We start from the raw sequence: 21,448 nt of genomic DNA on the forward strand, positions 1-21,448 counted from the left end.
CGGGATGGAAGTGCAGAATCGCCCATCCGGTGTATCGTCGCCGTGTTGTGACACGGAGAAGCACATGACCGCGACCCAGGAAAGCATCAGCATGGCGGTGTTCTGCGATTTCGAGAACGTCGCGTTGGGCGTGCGAGACGCCAATTACCAAAGGTTCGATATCAAGCCGGTGCTGGAGCGCCTGCTGCTCAAGGGCAGCATCGTGGTAAAGAAGGCCTATTGCGATTGGGAACGTTATCGCGAGTTCAAGGCCATCATGCACGAGGCGAATTTCGAACTGATCGAGATTCCGCACGTGCGGCAGTCAGGCAAGAATTCGGCGGACATCCGGCTGGTGGTGGACGCGCTGGACCTTTGCTATACAAAGCTGCACGTCGACACCTTCGTGATCATCAGCGGCGATTCGGACTTCTCGCCCCTGGTATCCAAACTGCGCGAAAACGCCAGGCAGGTGATAGGGGTAGGGGTAAAGCGCTCGACCTCGGATCTGTTGATCGCCAATTGCGATGAGTTCATTTTCTATGATGATCTGGTGCGCGAACGACAGCGTCCCGAACAGAAGGGCGGCGCGGCGCGTGAAGCCGCCTCTGCGGGCCGGCGCAACCAGGAAGAAGACCCCGGCCGCAAGGCAGAGATCGAGGCGCGCCGCACCCAAGGGATCGAGATCGCCGTCGAGACGTTCGAAGACTTGGTGTCCGAACGCGGCGACAGCGGCAAGATCTGGGCTTCGGTACTGAAAGAAGCCATCAAGCGTCGCAAGCCGGATTTCAGCGAGTCGTATCACGGCTTCAAGACGTTCGGCAATCTGCTTGAAGAGGCGCAGGCCCGCGGGTTGCTGTCATTTGGCCGTGACGAAAAGTCTGGCGCGTATGTGTACAGGGCCGTGCCAGCCGAGCCCGAGCCGGCGCGCGCCGGGGGCAGCCGCGGGGCCCGCAAGACTGCCGCCCGCAAGAAAGCGGCTTCAAAAGCCGACGCGGCAATAGAGCGTACCGCCGACATGCTGACCGATGCTGTGGTGTCGCCGGCGGATGCAGACATCGCCACGCAGGCGGCCGCCCAATCCGGCACCGACGCACCCGCCCAGACCACGCCGCCGGCTCGCAAGGCGACGCCGCGCACTCGCCGGCCACGAAAAACGGAGCAGAACTGAGTGCCCTCATATTGTGACTATTTGCAACGAACGCTCCGGCGTGCGCTAGACTAAGAGCCTTGACCGCCCAGGCCCGAGCCCCGGGCGGCGGTATATCTGGCTACCCGTTAAGCATTGCTATGGACACAACCCAAACTGTGGCGCGCGAATGGCGCGCCGCCTGGCGCGCACAAGCGCAGTCCCGTCCCTTTGTGGCGCTGGGGCTTGCTGCCGCATCGGCGGCCGCGCTGTTGCTGTTGGCCGCCGGCCTGTACCGGGGGCTTACCGGAGTCGAACCTGGCTACATACGCTACGCCGCGCTGGGCGGCCTGGCCGGGTTTGGCGCCACCGCAGTGGGGGCGCTGCTCGCGGTGGGGTTGCGCAGCATCCAAGACCGCACGCAGGACATCATGCTGGGGTTCGCGGCGGGCATGATGCTGGCGGCCAGCGCGTTTTCACTGGTTCTACCGGGACTGGCGGCCGCCGAAGGTCTGGTGGGCGATGGCCCGGCCGCAGCCGCCGTGGTAGTGCTGGGCCTGGCGCTGGGAGTGCTGCTGATGCTGGGCCTGGATGTGTTCACGCCGCACGCGCACGATAGCACCGGGCCTTGCGGGCCCGATGCCGAACGCCTGAACCGCGTCTGGTTGTTCGTGCTGGCCATTACGCTGCATAACCTGCCCGAGGGCATGGCGATAGGCGTGGGCTTTGCCAACGGCGATATGCAGGTTGGCCTTCCGCTGACATCCGCGATTTCCATCCAGAATATTCCGGAAGGGCTGGCGGTGGCCATGGCTTTGCGCGCCACGGGCCTGTCGCCATGGCGCGCCGCGCTGGTGGCGGCCGCCTCCGGCCTGATGGAGCCCCTGGGCGCGATGGTGGGGCTGGGAATGTCCAGCGGCCTGGCGCTGGCGTATCCCGTCAGCATGGGCCTGGCAGCTGGCGCCATGATTTTTGTCGTGTCCCATGAAGTCATTCCCGAAACGCACCGCAATGGCCACCAGACGCCCGCCACGGTAGGCTTGTTGGCAGGCTTTGCCGCGATGATGTTCCTGGATACGGCGCTGGGTTAGGTGCTTTTGTGCTTCGGGGTGAATCGTGATCGCGCTGCTTGAGGCTCATCGGGCCGGGTTGTTGCAACGCCGGCATTGGTTGCCGAATATCGTTTCGGGCGTCATTGTCGGGGTGGTGGCCCTGCCGCTGGCCATGGCGTTTGCCATCGCATCGGGCGTCAAGCCCGAACAGGGCCTGTACACGTCGATCGTCGCCGGCCTGCTGGTTTCCATATTCGGCGGCAGCCGGCTGCAGATTGCCGGGCCTACTGGCGCGTTCATTGTCATCCTGGCCGGAGTGGTCGCCGAATACGGCGTGGCGGGGCTGCAGCTGGCCACGCTGATGGCGGGCGTGATCCTGCTGCTGCTCGGCGTGGCGCGCATGGGCGCAGTGATCAAGTTCATCCCCGCTCCGGTCATCGTGGGTTTCACGGCCGGCATCGGGGTGATCATCTGGGTGGGGCAATGGAAAGACTTCTTCGGTCTGCCCCCGACTGAAGGCGTTCATTTCCACCAGAAGCTGTGGCAACTGCTGCAGGCGTTGCCGCAACTGCACCCGGCCACGACGGGCCTGGCGCTTTTCAGTCTGGCGTTGCTGATCCTGTCTGCGCGCGTGCCATACCTCAAGCGCGTGCCTGGCCCGCTGGTGGCGCTGGTCGCCGCCACGGTGCTGCAGGCGGTCTTCGCCTTCGATGGTGTAGCCACTATCGGATCGGCGTTTGGCGGAGTGCCTCAAGGGCTGCCGTCCTGGCAGTGGCCCGAGGTCACCCTGCCGCGCCTGATCGAATTGATCGGGCCGGCGTTCGCCATTGCTATGCTGGGCGCTATCGAATCCCTGCTGTCCGCCGTTGTGGCCGACGGCATGGCGGGCACGCGGCACCAGTCGAACCAGGAACTGATAGGCCAGGGCATCGCCAATATCGCCGCGCCGCTGTTCGGCGGCATCGCCGCCACAGGCGCCATCGCCCGCACCGCAACCAATATCCGCAATGGCGGCACCAGCCCCCTGGCCGGCATCGTGCATTCGCTTACGCTGATTGCCATCGTCGTGCTGGTTGCGCCGTTGGCCGAAGACGTGCCGCTCGCCGTACTGGCTGCCATCCTCTTCATGGTGGCATGGAACATGAGCGACGTGCGGCATGTGGTGAAGATGCTGCGTCGCGCGCCACGCGCCGATGTGGTCATTCTGCTGGTGACCTTTCTGTTGACCGTGTTCGCCGACCTGGTCGTGGCGGTGAACATCGGGGTGATACTCGCCACCCTGCATTTCCTGCGCCGCATGGCCTCCAGCGTGGGTGTGTTGCCCATACAGGGCGAAGAACTGCGTTTCGAACTGGCGGCCAATGGCATTGCCGACCTGCCGGAAGGCGTGCTCGTCTACACGATAGAAGGCCCATTGTTCTTTGCCGCTGTCGAGAATTTCGAGCACGCGCTGGCCAGCACGCACACCGATCCGCGCCTGCTGGTAATAAGCCTGCGGCGCGTACCGTTCATCGATGCGACGGGCCTGCAGATGCTCGAAGAAGTCATTGCGCGCCTGCAGCAGCGCAAGGTAAGGGTGCTGCTGGCCGAAGCCAATCCGCGGGTGCGGGGCAAGCTTGCCAAGGCCGGGGTGGTGGACCTGGTTGGCCCCGACGCGATGTTCGACACCTTGAAACAGGCGCTGGCCGCCTGCGGGGCCGTGGCGGCGCGCCCCGGTCATCCCGATGGCGGCGCGGGCGGGCAGGGGGTCGGAGAAGGGCGCCTCTAGCGGACGTGCCGACGCGGCCCCTGCCGCCATCCGTGATCAAGGGGGGCCGCGCCGGCGGGCTTCAACGGCGGCCGTTCAACAGGCTGCCGCCGATTTTCAGCAGATCGCCCAGGCCCACCTGTCCGTCGCCGTCCTGGTCCAGCAAAGAACCCAGAAGATCGCCGCCAACTCCGCCCTGCTGGCGTGCCGCGTCGCGCTCGTGCGTCAGTGTGGCGCCCAGGCTGTCGGCGTCCATGCCGCTGCCTTGCATGCGCTTGGCCAGAAAGGCCATCACGATAGGCGCAAGCAGTTTCAGTAATTGGGCGGCATTACTGCCGCCCAGTCCGGTGGCCTGCCCCAGATTCTGTTCGGCCCGGTCGCGGTTCTGTCCGAAGACGTGGCCCAGTATGGCGCCGCCATCGAGCTGGCCGCCTTCGGCAGGGGCGCCCCCGCCCAACAACGACCCCAGCAGGCTGCCGAGATCGGCGCCGCCATTGTGGTCGCGCTGCAGCGCGCCGAACAGGTCCTGCGCGCCCTGGGGCTGCGCAGCGTTCTGGCCCAGAGCGCCCAGCAGCAATGGCAGCGCGGCGCCCACCGCGCTTTGCGTCTGGGCCGTGTCGGACCCCAGTTGTTGGGCCAGTTGCTGCATGGGTGCGCCCTGCAGTTGTGCGTACAGTTCGTCAGAGAGAGTGGCGGGCGAATTCATGGTGTTTCTTCCTGGATGACGGGTTTCTGAAGCGTACCACCGGAGGCGGGTGAAGACGATACGGCGGGTGCGTTGCGCAGCAGCAGGCCGCCCAGCAAGGCCGCGATGGCCGCGCAGATGGCGCCCAGCATGAAGGCCAGACGATAGCCGCCGTTCAGTGCCTCGGGCAGTATCGTGCCGGCTTGAGTCAGGGCCGCCGTGTGCGCGGCGGCCACGCTGGCCAGGATCGCCAGCCCCAGCGCGCCGCCCATCATGAAGGCAGTATTGACGATTCCCGAGGCCAGGCCGGATTCGTGCGGCGCCACATCGTTCATTGCCGCCAGCAACAAAGGATTGAAGGCGATGCCGGCGCCCAGGCCCAGCAGCAGCATGCCGGGCAGAATGTGCACGCCGAAGCTGCCATCGATGGGGGCCTGGGAGAACAGGGCCAGCCCGGCCGCGGCGGCGGTCAAGCCCGCCGCCAGCGGGCCGCGCACGCCAAAACGCATGACCAGGCGCGCCGATACGCCCAGCGAACAAACGGCCATGACCAGGTTGCCGGGCAGGAAAGCCAGGCCCACCTGCATGGCGCTATAGCCCAGCACCAGCTGCATGTACAGCGCCGAAATAAAGAACCAGGCAAACATTGCCGCGGCCCACAGCACGCCTACCGCGTTTGCCGTGGCAAGGTTGCGCAACCGGAACAGGCCCAGCGGCATCAACGGCGAGCGCGCCCGCGATTCGATAAACAGGAATGCCGCCAGCAGTGCCGCCGACAGCGTCAGCAGCCCCATCGATTGGATCGAAGTCCAGCCTGCCTGGTTGCCATTGACCACCGCATACACCGCCAGCATCAGCGATAGCGTGACGGTGAAGGCGCCGGCCACGTCCAGGCGCACGCCGCTGGCGGCGCGCGTGCCCGGCAACAGCACCAGGCACAGGCCGAACACGGCGGCGCCGATGGGCAGGTTCACCAGGAAGATCCAGTGCCAACTGAGCTGGCTGGTAAGAAGCCCGCCCAGCAGCACGCCCACGCTGCCGCCTCCGGCGCACACAAACCCGTACACCCCCATGGCCCTGGCCCGTTCGGCAGGTTCGGGAAAGAGCGACATGATGAGCGACAGCGACACGGCCGACACCACTGCGCCGCCCACGCCCTGTATCGCGCGCGCCGCCACCAGCATTTCCTGGCTGGTTGCCAGCCCGCAGGCCAGCGATGCCACGGTAAACAAGGTCAGGCCGGCCAGAAACACCCGCCGCGAACCGAAGAGGTCACCCAGTTTTCCGCCCAGCAGCAAGAAACCGCCGAACGTCAGCATATAGGCGTTCACCACCCATACCAGCGCGGTTTCCGTAAAGCGCAGATCGGTGCGTATCGATGGCAGGGCCACATTGACGATCGTGGTGTCCAGCACGATCATCAGTACACCCAGGCACAGCACGATCAGCGCCAGCCAGCGCTGTTTATCTTGTGAAGCATGCGGCATGCGTATTCCCTGGAATGATTTCAGCTGGCGATCTGGCCGCCATTGATAAGCCACGACGTTCCGTAGCGGTCGGTCAGCGCGCCGAATGTCTCGGCCCAGAAGGTTTTTTGCAGCGGCATGGTGACCGTGCCGCCTTCGGCCAGATTATTGAAGATGCGCGTGGCGTCGGATACGGTGGGAAACATCAGCGCGAGCGACACGCCGTGCTGGCCCTGGTAAGGCTGGCCGTCGATGACATCGGCTGCCATCAGTGTCTGGCCGTCCAGGTTCAGCCTGGCGTGCATGATGCGCTCGTGCATGTTGGCGGGGATGCCCGCGCTTTCCGGCGCCTGCGCGTAAGTCAGCATGGCTTCTACGCGGCCGCCCAGCGTATGCTCGTAAAAGCGCAGCGCTTCGGCGCACTGGCCGTCGAACGACAGATAAGCACAAAGTTGGGGCATGATGCGTCTCCGGTTGTTATGCGGGGCGATGGCCTGTGTGGCCACGAGTGCGCCACCAGTGGTGTAATGGCGACCGCGCCCATGATTGATGAATACAGCGTCACCATGACCATCCAGATAAACGAAGAACTGCGCACCTATATAGATCCGCTCAGCCCCGACGAATATGCTGCCCTCGAGCGCAGCTTGCTGGCAGAAGGTTGCCGCGATGCTTTGGTGCTGTGGGGCGACATTCTGGTAGATGGCCACAATCGCTACGAACTGTGCCGCAAGCACGGCATCGAGTTCAAGACCACGCAGAATACCCGGTTTACGTCACTTGATGATGTCAAGTTGTGGATGATTGAAAATCACCTGGGGCGCCGCAGCGTATCGGACTTCCAGCGCGGCGTGCTGGCGCTGCGCAAGAAAGAGATTCTGCAGGCGCGCGCGGCGCAGGCCGGGCAAGAAACGACCGCTGCGGCGGAGTCGTCCACGGGCCCGGCGCCAGTGCTCAGCCGCCAGGCGCTGGCGCGCGCCGCCCGGGTCAGCAGCACAACCCTGGGGCAGATCGAAAAAATCCAGAAGGCGGCTGCTCCCGAGCTCGTGCGGGCCGTAAAGGTAGGCGATATTTCGATCAACGCCGCCGCGGCGGTGGCCGCGTTGCCCGTCGATAAACAGGCGGCCGCGGCTGCCGAGGGCCGCAAGGCATTGCGCGAACTGGCCCGCCAGGCGCGGCAGGCCCGCAAGACACCCGGCGAGTCGCAAACCGACGCGCCGGCGGACGGGGCGGCCGAGCCCGCGATCGATGATTATCCCGCCGAGGTGGGGCGATTGCGTCGCCTGGTGGCCGCTCTGACCGAAGAGCGCGATGCGCTAAAAAAGAAGGTCATGCATCTGACCGTTGCGCTGGCCGAAGCGCGCAAGCAAGACTGAAAGCTCTGGCGCGCCGCCGCAGCAAGGGGGGCTGCGGCCTACGCCCGCCGCAGCTTCATGTTGAACCGGAACTTCTCTGCCGGGTATAGGTTGATCGATATTTCGGCGATCTTGTCGGACGTATTCTTGTAGGTGCGCCGTACTTCGACCACGCTGGAACCAGGCTCGATTTGCAGGCCTTCGGCCAGTTCGTCGGGTACCGGCAAAACCCTGAGCATCTGCTCGATCTCGACCATGCGTTCGCCGTATATGTCTTCGATGATGCGCCAGATCGGCCCTCGCTGGCGCTCCAGCATGCGCTCCACGCCGGCATACTCGGCCGCCACCAGGACTTCCGTCCAGCAGATAGGCGGGGCGGCGTTGTCCTCGCCCAGGCGATAGCCCTGCAGGCGCAGCCAACGCTGCCCGGGCGGCAATGTGGCTTCGTCCAGCCGCAGGCCGTCGCTTTCGACAAAATCGCTGCGGTCTATCGCATACCGGCTCTCGGCGGCGTAGGCAATGAGTTCGTCGATGGACGCGACGCGGTGAACATTGAACGGCGTGCTGGCGGGCGGGGGCATGACGGTGGTGCCCGAACCCTGCCGTGACGATACCAGGCCGTCTGCGCGCAATTGGCGCAGAGCTTCACGCACCGTATGACGGCTGACAGTGAAGCGTTCGGCGAGCTCTTCTTCAGTAGGCAACTGCGAGCCCACCGGGAACACGCCTCGGACGATGTCGGCACGCAAATGCTGGACCAGCTGGCGGTACAAAGGCTCGCCCGCCGCCGCCGGGCGCTGCAGCAGCGAGCGCCGCCGCCCGGTTTTCGCAGGTGTACGTGCAACTTGCGTGGTTTTCTTTGCTACAGGCATGGCGGGGATTCTACCTCGTGCCGGGGGCGTAAAACCTTTCGTCGCGGGATGGATCCTGCTGCCAGGCGCCTCGCGATATATACATCCGCGCTGTGGCCGGATAATATGTTCGTACAACTTATTAGTAATAACACCAATGCTCTTACAAGGGCAGGGTGATAGCATTACAGTTGTACGGACAACTACAAATCTAAAGATTGCGGGGTTCGCGATCAAGGAGACAACGGTGAAACCTGATGCTGAAGTGACATCAACCGCGCAGCGATTGCGGTTCTCGATGCGAAATCTGCCCTTGCTGGAGGACGGCGCGACCATGGACCTGTTGGGGCTGTCTCCCATGCTGTGGGCGCATTCCAAGGTGTATTCGTCGGGCGGGGAAAACGCGCTGCACAGCCATGACATCGAGGATCATGTGTTCCTGGTGCTGCAGGGCGAGGCGGAGTTTCATTTCGAGGACGGAAGCAGCGCCAGGGTTCGGGCCTATGAAGGCGTGACCGTGCCGCGGGGCACACGCTACCGGTTCAAGGCCGACGAAGCGCATGGCAATCTGGTGATGTTCCGGGTGGGGGCGGCGCTGGTGAAGGATTCGTCCGATCTTCATCCCAAGTTCGGCATTCCCAATGAGGCGATGCAAAGCCGATCGGATACCCAAGGGCGCCATGCTGCAGGCGACGCGAAGCGCAACGGCGTGGCGGCCCGTCCCACCATCTTCAAGGCGGGCGCGTACTTCGCCGCCGACAACGATTAACCAGGAGTCTGGCATGCTTCGTCGACAATTCCTGCGGGGCTCCGCTGCCGTGCTGGGCGCTTGCGCCGCGCGCCTGTCTTTCGCGCAGTCATATCCAACCCGCCCGATCACGCTTTGGGTCCCGTACGCGGTGGGCGGCAATGCCGACCTGACGGCGCGCCTGTTCGCCGATTCGCTCGCTAAGACGCTGGGGCAGTCCGTTGTGGTCGGCAATAAGCCTGGCGGAGGCGGCGCCATAGGGGCATTGCACGTGACGGGTTCGCCTCCCGATGGCTACAACCTGTTGTTCTGCGCTCCCAGCGTGTTTTCAGTGACGCCCCATCTGGTCAAGGTCAGCTACGGTATCGACAGCATCCAGCCGGTATGCCTGGTCAGCAAGACGCCGCTGGTGCTGGTGGTAAAAGCAGGCAGCCGCTACAAGTCGCTCGCCGATGTCGTGGCGGCGGCCAAGGCGCGGCCGCAGACGGTGGCCATGGGCTATAGCGGCCTGGGCACGCCCAATCACCTGGCCATGCTGGATCTCGAAGCGGTGGGAAAGATTCGGTTCAACGGCATCGCGTACAAGGGCTCCAATCCCATGCTGAAGGACTTGCTGGGTGGCCAGATTGAAATTGCAGCCGACCAGGTATCCACGTCCAAGGCCTATATCGAGTCGGGCACACTGGTGCCGCTGGCGGTATTCGGGCCGTTGCAGGATGCCTTGCCCGGCATCCCGTCGGTGTCCTCGCTGGGCCCGGAGCCCTTTGACGTCACCACTTACCTGGGCATCTCCGCTCCCGCCGGCACGCCTGCCTCGATCATGCTGGCGTTGCAGAAGGCGGCGAATGCCGCGCTGCAGGAAAGTCGGTTCGTGCAAGGCGTTACCAAGATGGGTTCGTTCGTGCAGTGGGGGTCGGCCGAGGATTATGCCCGCATCATGCACAAAGAAGACGAGTTCATGCGCGCAATGGCGGCGGCCGGTCGCCTGAAGATGGAGTCGTGATATGCATGGTGACAACCAGCACGGTCACCAGGCACCGGATCCCGCGCCGGACGACTCTCCACGCCCGCCGGCCAGTTTCAGCTTGCCGGCGGGTGCCGTGGATGCGCATGCGCACGTGATCGGAACACACTGGATAACAGAGCGCAGCTATACGCCGCACCCCGCGCCGCCCGAAGCGTACCTACGGATGCTGGACCGCACCGGGATGACGTATGGCGTACTGGTGCAGGTAAGCGTGCACGGCACCGACAACACGCTGATGCGCGATACTGTGGCGGCCAACCGGCACCGCTTGCGCGGCATCGCGGTTATCCCGCACGACTTGGGCGAGACGGGGCTGCGCAGCCTGGACGAGGCTGGCGTGGTCGGTCTGCGCCTGAATACGACGACGGGCGGCGGCGTGGGCCTGGGGGCGCTGGCCGAATACGAGGCCATCTGCATGGAAATGGGCTGGCACCTGCAATTCCTGGTCAATGCCCCGCAGTTGCCTTCTCTTGCGCCGCAGATATCGAAACTGCGGGTTCCGGCCGTGTTCGACCACATGGGTTATGTGTCGCCGGACCTGGCCGGCACGGATGCGGGACAAACCTTGCTGCACATGGTCCGCGATGGCGCCTGGGTGAAGCTGTCCGGAGGATTTCGGATTTCGCTTTCCGATCCGCCCTACCAGGACGTGATTCCCTACGCGCGTGCGTTGGCCGAGGCGGCGCCCACCCGGTGTGTATGGGGATCGGACTGGCCGCACGTGAGCTTTCGCAAGACCATGCCCAATACCGGCGATCTGCTGGACCTGCTGGGGCAGTGCGTACCCGATGCCGCGGTGCGCGACGCTATTCTGGCCGGCAATGCGCAGCGGCTGTATGGGTTTTCCGGGGCAGGGTCAGACGCCGGCATATCGCCGAACTGAAAACACCCGCCCGGGGCTGTGCCGGTCAGGGCAGCAGGTCGCGGTGTTGGTCCAGCTGCGGTGATTCCAGATTGATGGTCGCGGGTTCGTGCAGGAAGCGGATGGGGCTGCCGATATGCGGCCTGCCGTCCGCGTCGCGCATCACAATGGCTCGCGCCTGGGTGTGAGGGTCCTGCAGGGCCTGGGGCAGGGTGTTGACGCCACCAAAGCACATGTCGAGCGCCTCGAGCCGGGCTTCCCATTCAGCCCTGGTGGCCTGCCCGAAGGCTTGTTCCAGGAACTCCATGACAGGCGCCTGGTGCGGGCCGGGGCCTCGCAGGCACGCCTCGGCCAGGTCGGGCCGGCCGAGTTCGTTCAATAGCGCGTGCACAAACTTCGGTTCCTGGCCAGCCAGCGCTACATGCTGGTTATCCCGCGTCCGGTAGATGCGGTAGAAGGCGCTGCCGCCGGTCGTGCGGTCCTGGCCGGGCTCGGGCGCGCGGTTGTGGGCGAACGTCGAGCCCAGCACGTTGCGCAATGCGGCGATCATGCAATCGGACATGGAGATATCCAGATAATCGCCTTTGCCTGTCTCGTGCCGGCGCAACAGCGCCATCAGTACACCGGACAGGCCTTGCAAGGCACTCAGCAGATCGGCAAACGGCAGGTTGGGAATGGCGGGGTTCGTATCGGCCCCGGCGGTCAAAGACAAAGTGCCGCACAGCGCCTGGACCGCCAGGTCGTGCGCGGGGCGGTCGCGATAGGGGCCATCCTGGCCGAAGGCGCTGATCGAGCAGTACACAAGCCGCGGGTTGATCCGGGCCAGCGTCGCATAGTCGACGCCCAGACGGGCCGCTACGCCGGGGCGGAACGATTCGATGAATACGTCCGCGGTTTCGACGAGCTTGTGCAGGGCGGCCCGGTCATGCTCGGATTTCAGATCCAGGGCGATACTTTTCTTGCCCCGGTTCAGGTTGCGGAAGAACACCGTGTGGGGCCCGTCAGACAGGCCGATGTGGCGGCCGGGGTCGCCGGCCGGCTGCTCTATCTTGATGACTTCCGCGCCATGGTCGGCCATTTCCAGCGAAAGGTAAGGGCCAGGCAGGAAGTTGGACATATCCAGTACGCGGATACCCGATAGTTTCATGACAGATCTCGCGAAGCAATGACGTCGGGAGGGCAAAGAATCGCTTCGGTATCGGCGCCCAAGGCCGAGCAGGGGCGCAGGGGCGGGCGATTCCCATTGAACTTCAGCGGGTTGGACAGCATGCGCAGGTCGGGCCTGGCGGCATGGTCGATGCGGGTCAGCATGCCGCTGTCGCGAACGAAATCACTTTGCAGGGCCTGGTCCAGCGACAGCACCGGAGCGACCGGCAGCGCCCCTTCCAGCCGCGATAGCCAATGTTGGGTGCAATGACGCGAGAACTCGTCATCCAGCAGCCCGCTCAGGCGCGCCCGGTGTTGGAAGCGCAATTCGGCGGTGCGAAATTGCGGGTCGGCCGCCAGGTCGTCGCGCTCCAGCGCCTGGGTGAGGGCTTCCCAGAACTTCTGGGTCATGCACATGATGAAAATCCAGCCGTCGGCGGTGGGAAATGTCTGTACAGGCGTCAAGGAATAATGCGCGCTGCGCTTTTGCCGCTGGGCGGCATGCTGTTCGTTGAGCAGCCACGTGGCGGTGTAGCCAAGCTGGTGGAGCGTGACGTCGAACAGATTGGTATCTACATCGCAGCCCTGGCCGGTTTCGCGCGCGCGCAGCAGTGCCGATAGCAGGCCGACCATGGATGTAAGGCCCGTCATGTGGTCGACGATGGAAGGCGCGCCGAAGCGTGCGGGCGGTGTGCCGAGCTCGCCGGTCAGGTGCATCAGCCCGCATTCGGCCTGCATCAGATAGTCGTAGCCCGGCCATGAAGCACGGGGGTTGTCGCGGCCGTACGCGGAAATGTGCACGCATACCAATGCCTTATTGAGCCGTGACAATGACGCGTAGTCCAGCCCCAGCTTGGCCGGCTGGTCGCCGCGCAGGTTGTTCAGCACAACGTCCGCTTCACACGCCAGTGTTTCAAAGGCCTGGCGGCCTTCGTCGGACTTGATGTCCAGAACGACGCTTTGCTTATTGGTGTTCCAGCTCTGGAAATACTGGCTGTCGTCCGGGCCGAGCATGAACGGCCCCGTCTGGCGGGACGGGTCGCCGCGGGTTGCGGCGTTTTCTATCTTGATGACCTGCGCACCCAGGTGCGCGAGAAACATGGTGCCGTAGGGGCCCGCGCCGAACTGTTCTACCGAGATGATGCGTACGCCCTGCAGCGGAAGATGGGCAGGGCGCGGTACGTGACGGCCCTGTGGCTTGCCGGCACCCGGGGTCATTGCGCGGGATTCCTTTTGATCCACTGCTTGGAAATGATGATGCGCTGCATTTCGTTGGTTCCCTCGCCGATGCAGGTCAGCGGGGCATCGCGGTACAGGCGCTCTATGTCGTATTCCTTGGAGTATCCGTAGGCGCCATGGATGCGCATGGATTCGGTGCTGTTTTCCAGCGCCGCCTCGGATGCAAAGTACTTGGCCATGCCGGCTTCCATGTCGCAGCGTTCTCCGCGGTCGAAGCAGGCAGCGGCGTCCAGCGTCAGCAGACGCGCTGCGCGGGCTCTGGTGGCCATCTCGCCCAGTTTCAGGGCGATTGCCTGGTGTTCGCAGATAGGTTTGCCGAACGTCTTGCGTATCTGGGCATACTCGGTGGCCAGGCGCAGCGCGCCTTCGGCGATGCCCACCCCGCGCGAGGCGACGTTGATGCGGCCCAGTTCCAGGCCGCCCGTGGCTTGGTAAAAGCCCTGGCCTTCGACGCCGCCGATCAGGTGGTCGGCCGGTAGACGATAGTCTTCAGCGATGAGCTCTCCGCTATCGATGGACTTGTACCCCAGCTTGGCGAGCTTGCGGCTGCTGTCGAACCCGGGCCCCTTGGGCGCGATGAACAGGCTCATGCCCTTGTGGGGGGGCTGTGCGTCGGGATCGGTTTTGACCAGCAGGGCAAAGCACGAGCCTTCGACAGCGTTGGTGATCCATGTTTTTGTTCCGTTGATGACGTAGTGGTCACCATCGCGCCGGGCCGTCATGCGTATGCCTTGCAGGTCGGTGCCCGCGTCGGGTTCGGTAAGCGCAAGGCCGCCGCGGACTTCTCCGGACGCCAAGCGGGGCAGCCATTGCTGCTTCTGCTGTGCGGTGCCGAACTTCTCGATGGCCAGCGCAAGCATCAGGTGCGAGTTGAATATGCCAGTGACAGACATCCATACCGATGACACGCGCATGACGATCTTGGCATACGTGGTGGCGGGCAGGCCCAGGCCGCCGTATTCGGTGCTTACCGTCGCGCCGAACAGGCCCAGTTCCTTCATTTCTTCGACGATATGGCTGGGGTAGCGGTCGGCATGGTCGTGTTCGCGCACGACTTCGGGTTTTAGCGATCGCTCGATCCAGCGATCAACGGCAGCGAGCAGTTCGGCTTCATCGCCGGCCGAGATCGACCGAACGGAGTCTGGAGTGGTCATGGTGGCCTCTTGGTAAATACGTACGTACAAGTATTGCAGCGTAACTTGTGCCGGTCAAGTCGTATTTATCAGGTAATTCGCGCGGCTGCTTATGGCGCGGAGGCGTTTTTCTTTAAGATATACGTACAACTTATGTGGTGGTCGCCGCGCGCCGGAATGTCAGATTCACGCGTGCCGCGCCCAGGCGCGGATGATGGTTCTGGGCCACCGGCAGTACGCCGTGATAGCGCAGGCGCGCCGGGCCGCCCCAGACCACCACATCGCCGTGCTGCAATGGCACGCGCCGCGCCGGGTCGCTGCGTTGCCCGCCGCCCCAGAGGAACATGGCGTCTATGCCCAGCGACACCGATACGATGGGCGCACTCATGTCTTGCTCGTTCTTGTCCTGGTGCAGGCTCATACGCGCCTTGGGCGCATAACGGTTGACCAGGCACGCATCCGGCAAGAAGCCGGGATAACCGGCCGCGCCGGCCGCGTCTTGCGCCAGACGCAGGAATGATGGCGGCATGGCGGGCCAGGGCAGGCCGGTTTGCGGGTCATGCCGCGTGTATCGATACCCGTGGCGGTCGCTGGTCCATCCCCATGTGCCGCAATTGGTCAGGGCAGCTGACATGCGAAAGCCGCCCGGGGTTTCCATGTGGCGCAGCGGCGCTGCCTGCATGACGCTTTCCAGCGCGGGCAGCAGCGCGTCGACATAGGGCAGCGCATGGCCGCGCAGGAAGACCGCGCCCGGTTCGAGTTCAACGGGCGGTTCGCTGCCCGTGGAGAACAGGTCCAGGTTCATACAGTGGGCGCTATTGGGCGTCGTGGAAGATGATGCCCAGTGTATGCCGCTGCCCCGAACGCACCACGCTCACGCCGTGGCGCTGCACGACGCGGTACGGGCCGCGCGTGCCTTGCACCGGCCGGTAATTGACGGCAAACGCGACGGCGTCGCCGCGGCGCAGCGGCACCACGTCTGCACGGGACTGCATGCGGGGGCGCTGCGTGGTCAATACAAATTCACCGCCGGTGAAGTCTTGCCGGGGTTCTGAAAGCAACACGGCGACTTGCAACGGAAAGACGTGCTGACCGTAAAGATCCTGGTGCAGACAGTTGTAGTCGCCGGGTCCATAGGCCAGCAACAGAGGCGTGGGGCGGCCCTGGCCGGCGGCATGGCAGCGTCGCAAGAACCCGCGCAAGGTGGCCGGATAGCTGACATCGATGCCCAGCGCCGCGTTCCAGCGGTTGGCCAGGGGAGCCAGGCGCGGGTAAAGCGACTCGCGCAGTCGCCCGACGATGTCGGGTAACGGGTAGTCGAAGTATTTGTACTCGCCGCGTCCGAACCCGTGCCGCGCCATCACGATGCGGCTGCGAAAGCGTGCGTTGTCTTCGTATGCGCGCACGAGCGCGGCGCACTCGGCCGCATCCAGCAAAGCCGGCAGGACCGCGTATCCGTCCTGGTCGAGGGCGCTTAGGATGGCCGGCCAGTCCAGCCTTGCCAGGCCATCCGGGCGGGCAGATTCGGTGGCGTTCATGGCCCCAGTGTAGGGCGGCCCCTGCCGCCCCGCATCCGGGCGGTTGCGGTCAAACTCCGCCGCCGGGCTCAGCCACAGCGCAGGGCCGTGATCACGTCGCCCGCATCCAGGATGACGTTCAGGCGGGTGGGGTTGTATTCCATCGTCATGACTTGGCCGGGACGCATGACCCGCAGGTGGGCCGACTGCGAACGCTCGCGGGCATCGTTGCCCACGGAATCCGAGTACTTCTGGCCGACCAGATCTTGCACGCGCTGGGCGTCGCATTCGGACATGGGCGCGCCAGCGGGGGAAGAGGCGTCCGCAGCGCCATCCGGCGTGGCGCGCTGGGTGCCGCTGGAGGCGCAGGCGGCCAGCCCGGCCACCAGGAAAACGGGTATCAGCTTGCGTATCATGAAGGCTCCTTCAGGCAGCAATGAACGTTCATGATAGACCAGCTTGCCGGCTGTTTTGTTCATCCGTGCGCGGACGGCCGGGACGCTGGGCGGTCAGTCGTTGCCGCCTGCCACCGCGAGCTGTGCCTGACCCGCTACCGCGGCCGGCAGGCCGCGCAGCCGCGCCACGTCGCGCAGGGGCGGCGCGCCATACTGCCGGCTGTATTCGCGGCTGAATTGCGAGGCGCTTTCATAGCCCACCTGGCGTGCCGCAGCCCCCGCATCGGCGAGACCGGCAAGCAAGAGCCGCCGGGCCTCCTGCAATCTGAGCTGCTTCTGGTATTGGAGCGGGCTCAGGGCGGTGACCGCCTTGAAATGGTGGTGTAGCGACGACGTGCTCATGTTGACTGCCTGGGCAAGCTGCTCCACGCGCAGCGGCTGGTCGTAGTGGGTGCGAAGCCAGGCAATGGCCTGCCGGACCTGGTGCGCCGGACCCTCGTTGCGGCAGATATGGCGCAGGCGGCCGCCCAGCTCTCCGGTGAGCAGCCTGTATGAGATCTCGCGGCGCAGCAGGGGGGCGAGCACGGGAATGTCTTGCGCAGTGTCCAGCAGCCGCGCCATGCGCAGTGCGGCGTCGAGCAAGGGGGGCGACAGGCGGGCCACTGCCAGGCCGCGCCCCGCCGTGGTGTCTGCCGGGGCCGCCAGTTCGGTTTCGGCGATCAGGCTGGCGGTATCGCGCGGGTCCAGGTCCAGCACGAAGCACAGGTAGGGGGTATCCGGGCTGGCAAGGGTGATCCGTGTCGCCACGGGCAGGTCGACCGAGGTAAGCAGGTAGTCCGACGCGCTGTACTCGTACACGTCTTCGCCGATTTCGACCCGCTTGGCGCCCTGCACCAGCAGCGCCAGGGATGGCCGGTACACGGCGAAGCTGAGTTCGCTGGGGCGTGAAGAACGGAAAAACGACAGGCCCTCGATGCCGCTGGGGTGCAGCCCGTCGGCGGGGGCATGACGGTTGATCAGGGCCGCGAGCTCGCCCAGGCCGCTGGCCAGGGCGGGCGGGACGCTTGCCGAAATCTGGGTTGCCGGAACCATGTTGATCGCGAATGCTGCAACAGCGAAATATTACGCCGATCGCGCCAGGCGTTGTGTGTGCTGTTCGAAGGGCAGTGTACGGATGCGTTGGCCCGTGGCGGCAAACAGGGCGTTGGCGACCGCCGGCGCCACCGGCGGAACGCCGGGTTCGCCCACCCCGGTGGGTTTTTCTTGCGACGCCACCGTATGCACTTCGACGGCCGGCATCTCGTTGATGCGCAGAACGGGGTAGTCGTGAAAATTGCTTTGCTCCACCTGTCCGTCTTTCAGAGTCAGGGCGCCGTACAGCGCCGTGGACAGGCCAAAGCCGATGCCGCCTTCCATCTGGGCCCTGACGACATCGGGGTTGATCACCAGACCGCAGTCCACGGCACAGACGATGCGGTCGACCTTGAAGCTGCCGTCGTCCTTTACCGTGACTTCGGCGACTTGCGCAACGATGCTGCTGAACGACTCGTGCAGCGCCACCCCGCGGCCGCGCCGTTCGCCTTGCCCGCCTGCGGCCAGCGGCTGCGACCAGCCGGCTTTTTCCGCCGCGAGCTCCAGCACCCTGCGGTGCCTGGGATGTTGGTCGAGCAGGGCGAGCCGATAGGCGACGGGGTCTTTTCCGGCCGCACCGGAGGCCTCGTCCATCAGGCTTTCGGCCGAAAACGCAGTGTGCGTGTGGCCGACCGACCGATACCACAGCACAGGCACGCCCACGTCATCGGGTGTGTACGACTCAACGAGCAGGTTGGGCACGGCATAGCGCAGATCGGCCTGCCCTTCTACCGAGGAGGGGTCGATGCCGTTCTGCATGGCCGCTTCAAGCGGGCTGCCCCTGAATATCGACTGCCCGGCCAGCCGCACGTGCCAGGCAACCAGCTCGCCCTGCGCATCCAGGCCGATGCGCGCGCGGTGGATGTTCAACGGCCGGTAATAGCCGCCGCGCATGTCGTCTTCGCGAGTCCATACCAGCTTGATAGGGGCGTCAACTCCCTGTTCACGCGCCGACTTGGCGATGTGGGCGGCTTCGGCAATGTAGTCGGCGTGCGCACAGGCGCGCCGTCCGAAGCTGCCGCCCGCGTACAACTGCGTGATGAAGACTTTTTCCGCAGGCAGGCCCAACACTTTGGCCACGACGCCCTGATCCACGGTCTGGAATTGTTCGCCGTTCCAGATGTCGCAGCGGTCGTCACTCAAGTGCACCAGGCAGTTCATGGGTTCCATGGCGGCGTGCGCCAGGTAGGGAAATTCGTATTCCGCCTCGATGACGTGCGCCGCCTTTGCCAGGGCCGCCTCTGCATCGCCATGGCTGCCGGCGACGGCGCCGGGGCGGTCAAGCGCGGCCCGAAATTGCGCGCGGATGTCTTCGGAGCCTTGCCTGTAGGCGCGGCTGTCGTCCCATTGGACCTGCAGCGCATCACGGCCGGTGCGCGCGGCCCAGGTGTTGTCGGCCAGTACCGCGACCCCTTCGAAATTGTGGCCGGTGCCCGCGAATTGCACGACGTGGCGCACGCCCGGCACGGCCAGCGCCTTGCTGGCATCGAAGCCGGCAACCTTGCCGCCGAAGCGCGGCGGGTGCGCCGCCATGGCGACCAGCATGCCGGGCAGCTTGATGTCTTGCGTGAAAACGGCGGCACCGTTGGTCTTGGCATGAGCGTCGACCCGGCGCGGCGCTTCCTGGCCGATGAGCTTGAAGTCGGCAGGCGTCTTCAGTTGTACCGATTCGGGAACGGGCTGACGGGCTGCGGCATCGGCCAGTTCGCCGAAGGTGGCCTGCCGCTGCGTAGCGGCGTGGCGCACCACGCCTTCGGACACCGTGATCTCGGCCGGACTGACTTGCCAGCGCTGTGCGGCAGCGGCCACCAGCATGGCGCGCGCGGTTGCGCCGGCGCGCCGCATCTGCTCGAAGGAATTCGAAATGGCCGTGCTGCCGCCCGTGCCCTGCAGGCCGAACGCCAGGTTCTTGTACAGCTCGGTGTTGGCGGGCGCGCCTTCGACGCGCACGCGCGACCAGTCGGCATCGAGTTCTTCGGCTACCAGGGTGGCCAGGCCCGTGTACGCGCCTTGCCCCATTTCCAGGTGCTTGGACAATACCGTAACGGTGCCGTCGCTGCCGATTCGCACAAAGGCGTTCGGCGCGAAGGCCGCCGAATGGTCGGCCGCGGCCGCGGGCCCGGCGGCGGACCGGACTGCGGCGGGGCCCAGCGTGAAGCCGAGCACCAGCCCGCCCGCACCCTGCATGAAACGGCGGCGGCTGACATTGCGCACCGGCATGACCGCCGCGACGTGGGATCGCACGATGGGATGCATGAGTGTCTCCTGTGTCAGGCCAGCGCGCGCGCGGCTTCGTGGATGGCGGCGCGGATGCGCACATACGTGGCGCAGCGGCATACGTTGCCGCTCATCGCGTTGTCGATGTCGGCGTCGGTGGGCTGGGGGTTTTGCGCGAGCAGGGCCGCGGCGGACATGATCTGTCCCGACTGGCAGTAGCCGCACTGGGCCACGTCGAGCTTGCGCCAGGCCGCCTGCACGGCTTGCCCGACTCTGTCGGCGTCCACGCCTTCGATCGTGGTGATCTTCTTGCCGGCCACGGCAGCCAGGGGCGTGACGCACGAGCGGATCGCAACCCCGTCGGCTTGCACGGTACAGGCTCCGCACAGCGCCATGCCGCAGCCGTATTTGGTGCCGGTCAGGTTCGCGACATCGCGCAGCGCCCACAGCAGCGGCATTTCATCGGGCGCATCCAGGGCAGTATCGTTGCCGTTGATGTTCAAGGCGGGCATGGCGAGTTCCTTCTGAACGGCGGGGCCCGCGCCCCGCAGACGAGCAGAATAAGAAATTCGCCCCGCCTACAGCAATGCCGATTTCTCTGTCATTCTTGCCTGATCCTGCGAACCTGCGCAGGCCGGCCGCTAGCCGCGCAGGCGCGCGCGGCGCTGTTGCACTGCCTGGGCCAGGTGGTCCAGGACGGGGGCGGTTTGCTGCCAGCCCAGGCAGGCATCGGTAATGGACACGCCATGGCGCAGGGGTACACCGGGTTTCAGGTCCTGGCGTCCGGCCTCGAGATGGCTTTCGATCATGACGCCGATGATGCGCGATTCGCCCTGGGCAAGCTGGCGGGCCACATCGTGCGCCACGTCGACCTGGCGCTCGTGGGCTTTGTTCGAGTTGGCGTGCGAACAGTCGATCATGACTTGTTCGCGCTGGCCGGCCGCTTTCAGGGCCGCGCAGCAGGCTTGCACGCTGTCGGCGTCGAAATTGGGCCCTTGCTTGCCGCCGCGCAGGATGACGTGCGTATCATCGTTGCCGCGCGTTTCGAAAATGGCGGCCATGCCCATTTTGGTCATGCCCATGAACGCGTGGCGGGCCCGAGCCGCGACGATCGCGTCGGCCGCGACCTGGACGCCGCCGTCGGTGCCGTTCTTGAAGCCCAGCGGGCAGCTCAGCCCCGAGGCCAGCTGGCGATGGCTCGGGCTTTCGGTCGTACGGGCGCCGATTGCGCCCCATGCCACCAGATCGGCGATGTACTGCGGGCTGAGCAGATCCAGGAACTCGGTGCCCACGGGCAGGCCCAGCCCGCCGATTTCAAGCAGCAGTTCGCGGGCGCGGCGCAGCCCTTCGTTGATGCGAAAGCTGCCGTCCAGGCGCGGGTCGTTGATATAGCCTTTCCAGCCCACCGTGGTGCGCGGCTTTTCAAAGTACACCCGCATGACCACCAGCAGGTCGTCTTTAAGGGCGTCGGCCGCGGATTTCAGGCGGTTTGCGTATTCGATAGCCTGGGCATGATCGTGGATAGAACAGGGGCCTACTACCACCACCAGCCGGTCGTCGCGGCCGTGCAGCACGTCGGCAATGCCGGCGCGGGCGTGCTCGACCAGCGCCTGCGTGGCTTGCGGAATCGGCAGTTCGTCTTGCAGCAGGGCGGGCGAAATCAACGGGCGTACCGCGCCGATGCGCACGTCGTCGATGCGCGTAGTGTCCTGGGTGGAGTCGGCGGTGCCGACTTCGCGGTCGTGGCGGGGGTCATCGATGCGGGTCAT

Annotated in this window: 20 protein-coding genes and 1 pseudogene; 7 read left to right on the top strand and 14 right to left on the bottom strand. The window is 65.2% G+C overall.

The genetic code is table 11. From position 1 onward, the window contains the following. Positions 1-64: 64 nt before the first annotated feature. From CAL19_RS06795 to CAL19_RS06805, 3 genes and pseudogenes are all read left to right on the top strand, one after another. Positions 65-913, top strand: a pseudogene (locus tag CAL19_RS06795) (NYN domain-containing protein); the annotation flags it as partial. A 356-nt stretch (positions 914-1,269) separates the two neighbouring features. After that, the gene (locus CAL19_RS06800; RefSeq protein WP_038851892.1) at positions 1,270-2,199 is read left to right on the top strand and encodes a ZIP family metal transporter; all 930 of its coding nucleotides are present in this window, start codon (positions 1,270-1,272) and stop codon (positions 2,197-2,199) included. A gap of 25 nt (positions 2,200-2,224) precedes the next feature. Beyond that, positions 2,225-3,928 carry a SulP family inorganic anion transporter gene (locus CAL19_RS06805; protein WP_094796334.1) on the top strand — a complete coding sequence of 568 codons (1,704 nt, stop codon included), beginning with the start codon at positions 2,225-2,227 and terminating at the stop codon, positions 3,926-3,928. Between the two features lie 61 nt (positions 3,929-3,989). On the opposite strand, the gene CAL19_RS06810 is transcribed toward CAL19_RS06805, so the two are convergent. From CAL19_RS06810 to CAL19_RS06820, 3 genes are read right to left on the bottom strand one after another with little or no spacing between them, the layout of a single operon-like run. Further along, positions 3,990-4,613 (bottom strand): DUF937 domain-containing protein, encoded by a 624-nt coding sequence (locus CAL19_RS06810; protein WP_026638195.1) that lies wholly within the window; start codon positions 4,611-4,613, stop codon positions 3,990-3,992. After that, the gene (locus tag CAL19_RS06815; protein ID WP_094796335.1) at positions 4,610-6,079 is read right to left on the bottom strand and encodes a DHA2 family efflux MFS transporter permease subunit; all 1,470 of its coding nucleotides are present in this window, start codon (positions 6,077-6,079) and stop codon (positions 4,610-4,612) included. The genes CAL19_RS06810 and CAL19_RS06815 overlap by 4 nt, the downstream gene beginning before the upstream one ends. 20 nt (positions 6,080-6,099) lie before the next feature. Then, on the bottom strand, positions 6,100-6,519 hold the full coding sequence (locus CAL19_RS06820; RefSeq protein ID WP_026638193.1) for a VOC family protein: 420 nt from the start codon (positions 6,517-6,519) through the stop codon (positions 6,100-6,102). Between the two features lie 105 nt (positions 6,520-6,624). Between CAL19_RS06820 and CAL19_RS06825 the strand changes: the two genes are divergently transcribed. After that, positions 6,625-7,434: a hypothetical protein gene (locus CAL19_RS06825; protein ID WP_026638192.1), complete on the top strand. Its 810-nt coding sequence runs from the start codon at positions 6,625-6,627 to the stop codon at positions 7,432-7,434. 38 nt (positions 7,435-7,472) lie between these two features. Here the strand turns inward: CAL19_RS06825 and CAL19_RS06830 are convergent, their stop codons facing one another. Then, on the bottom strand, positions 7,473-8,285 hold the full coding sequence (locus tag CAL19_RS06830; protein WP_094817759.1) for a GntR family transcriptional regulator: 813 nt from the start codon (positions 8,283-8,285) through the stop codon (positions 7,473-7,475). A 226-nt stretch (positions 8,286-8,511) separates the two neighbouring features. On the opposite strand from CAL19_RS06830, the gene CAL19_RS19675 reads away from it, so the two are divergent. The 3 genes from CAL19_RS19675 (at position 8,512) to CAL19_RS06840 (ending at position 10,922) form a co-directional block, all read left to right on the top strand. Beyond that, positions 8,512-9,033: a cupin domain-containing protein gene (locus tag CAL19_RS19675; protein WP_170940314.1), complete on the top strand. Its 522-nt coding sequence runs from the start codon at positions 8,512-8,514 to the stop codon at positions 9,031-9,033. 13 nt (positions 9,034-9,046) lie between these two features. Continuing rightward, entirely contained in the window at positions 9,047-10,015 is a 969-nt protein-coding gene (locus tag CAL19_RS06835; RefSeq protein WP_170941505.1) for a Bug family tripartite tricarboxylate transporter substrate binding protein, read from the top strand. A gap of 97 nt (positions 10,016-10,112) precedes the next feature. Further along, complete coding sequence (locus CAL19_RS06840) at positions 10,113-10,922, top strand: amidohydrolase family protein (RefSeq protein WP_249276260.1); 810 nt, start codon at positions 10,113-10,115, stop codon at positions 10,920-10,922. 25 nt (positions 10,923-10,947) lie between these two features. On the opposite strand, the gene CAL19_RS06845 is transcribed toward CAL19_RS06840, so the two are convergent. From CAL19_RS06845 to CAL19_RS06890, 10 genes are all read right to left on the bottom strand, one after another. Next, positions 10,948-12,048, bottom strand: a complete 1,101-nt coding sequence (locus CAL19_RS06845) for a CaiB/BaiF CoA transferase family protein (protein WP_094796339.1) — start codon at positions 12,046-12,048, stop codon at positions 10,948-10,950. Further along, positions 12,045-13,265, bottom strand: a complete 1,221-nt coding sequence (locus tag CAL19_RS06850) for a CaiB/BaiF CoA transferase family protein (RefSeq protein ID WP_094796340.1) — start codon at positions 13,263-13,265, stop codon at positions 12,045-12,047. The genes CAL19_RS06845 and CAL19_RS06850 overlap by 4 nt, the downstream gene beginning before the upstream one ends. Further along, positions 13,262-14,440: an acyl-CoA dehydrogenase family protein gene (locus CAL19_RS06855; protein WP_094796341.1), complete on the bottom strand. Its 1,179-nt coding sequence runs from the start codon at positions 14,438-14,440 to the stop codon at positions 13,262-13,264. Before CAL19_RS06855 ends, CAL19_RS06850 begins: the two co-directional genes overlap by 4 nt. A 130-nt stretch (positions 14,441-14,570) precedes the next feature. Then, entirely contained in the window at positions 14,571-15,224 is a 654-nt protein-coding gene (alkB, locus tag CAL19_RS06860; protein ID WP_094796342.1) for a DNA oxidative demethylase AlkB, read from the bottom strand. A gap of 10 nt (positions 15,225-15,234) precedes the next feature. After that, entirely contained in the window at positions 15,235-15,957 is a 723-nt protein-coding gene (locus CAL19_RS06865) for a 2OG-Fe(II) oxygenase (protein ID WP_026638185.1), read from the bottom strand. Between the two features lie 68 nt (positions 15,958-16,025). Further along, positions 16,026-16,352: an I78 family peptidase inhibitor gene (locus CAL19_RS06870; RefSeq protein WP_026638184.1), complete on the bottom strand. Its 327-nt coding sequence runs from the start codon at positions 16,350-16,352 to the stop codon at positions 16,026-16,028. A 93-nt stretch (positions 16,353-16,445) separates the two neighbouring features. Next, complete coding sequence (locus CAL19_RS06875; protein ID WP_249276261.1) at positions 16,446-17,423, bottom strand: AraC family transcriptional regulator; 978 nt, start codon at positions 17,421-17,423, stop codon at positions 16,446-16,448. A gap of 30 nt (positions 17,424-17,453) precedes the next feature. Next, positions 17,454-19,718, bottom strand: a complete 2,265-nt coding sequence (locus CAL19_RS06880; RefSeq protein ID WP_094796344.1) for a xanthine dehydrogenase family protein molybdopterin-binding subunit — start codon at positions 19,716-19,718, stop codon at positions 17,454-17,456. Positions 19,719-19,732: 14 nt separating this feature from the next. Beyond that, a complete protein-coding gene (locus CAL19_RS06885) occupies positions 19,733-20,191 on the bottom strand; it encodes a (2Fe-2S)-binding protein (RefSeq protein ID WP_094796345.1) in 459 nt (152 codons plus the stop codon). A 129-nt stretch (positions 20,192-20,320) separates the two neighbouring features. Further along, positions 20,321-21,448, bottom strand: coding sequence for a 3-deoxy-7-phosphoheptulonate synthase (locus CAL19_RS06890; RefSeq protein WP_094796346.1), 1,128 nt, complete (start codon positions 21,446-21,448; stop codon positions 20,321-20,323).

The organism is Bordetella genomosp. 7, from assembly GCF_002261265.1.
GTDB lineage: Bacteria > Pseudomonadota > Gammaproteobacteria > Burkholderiales > Burkholderiaceae_B > Bordetella_A.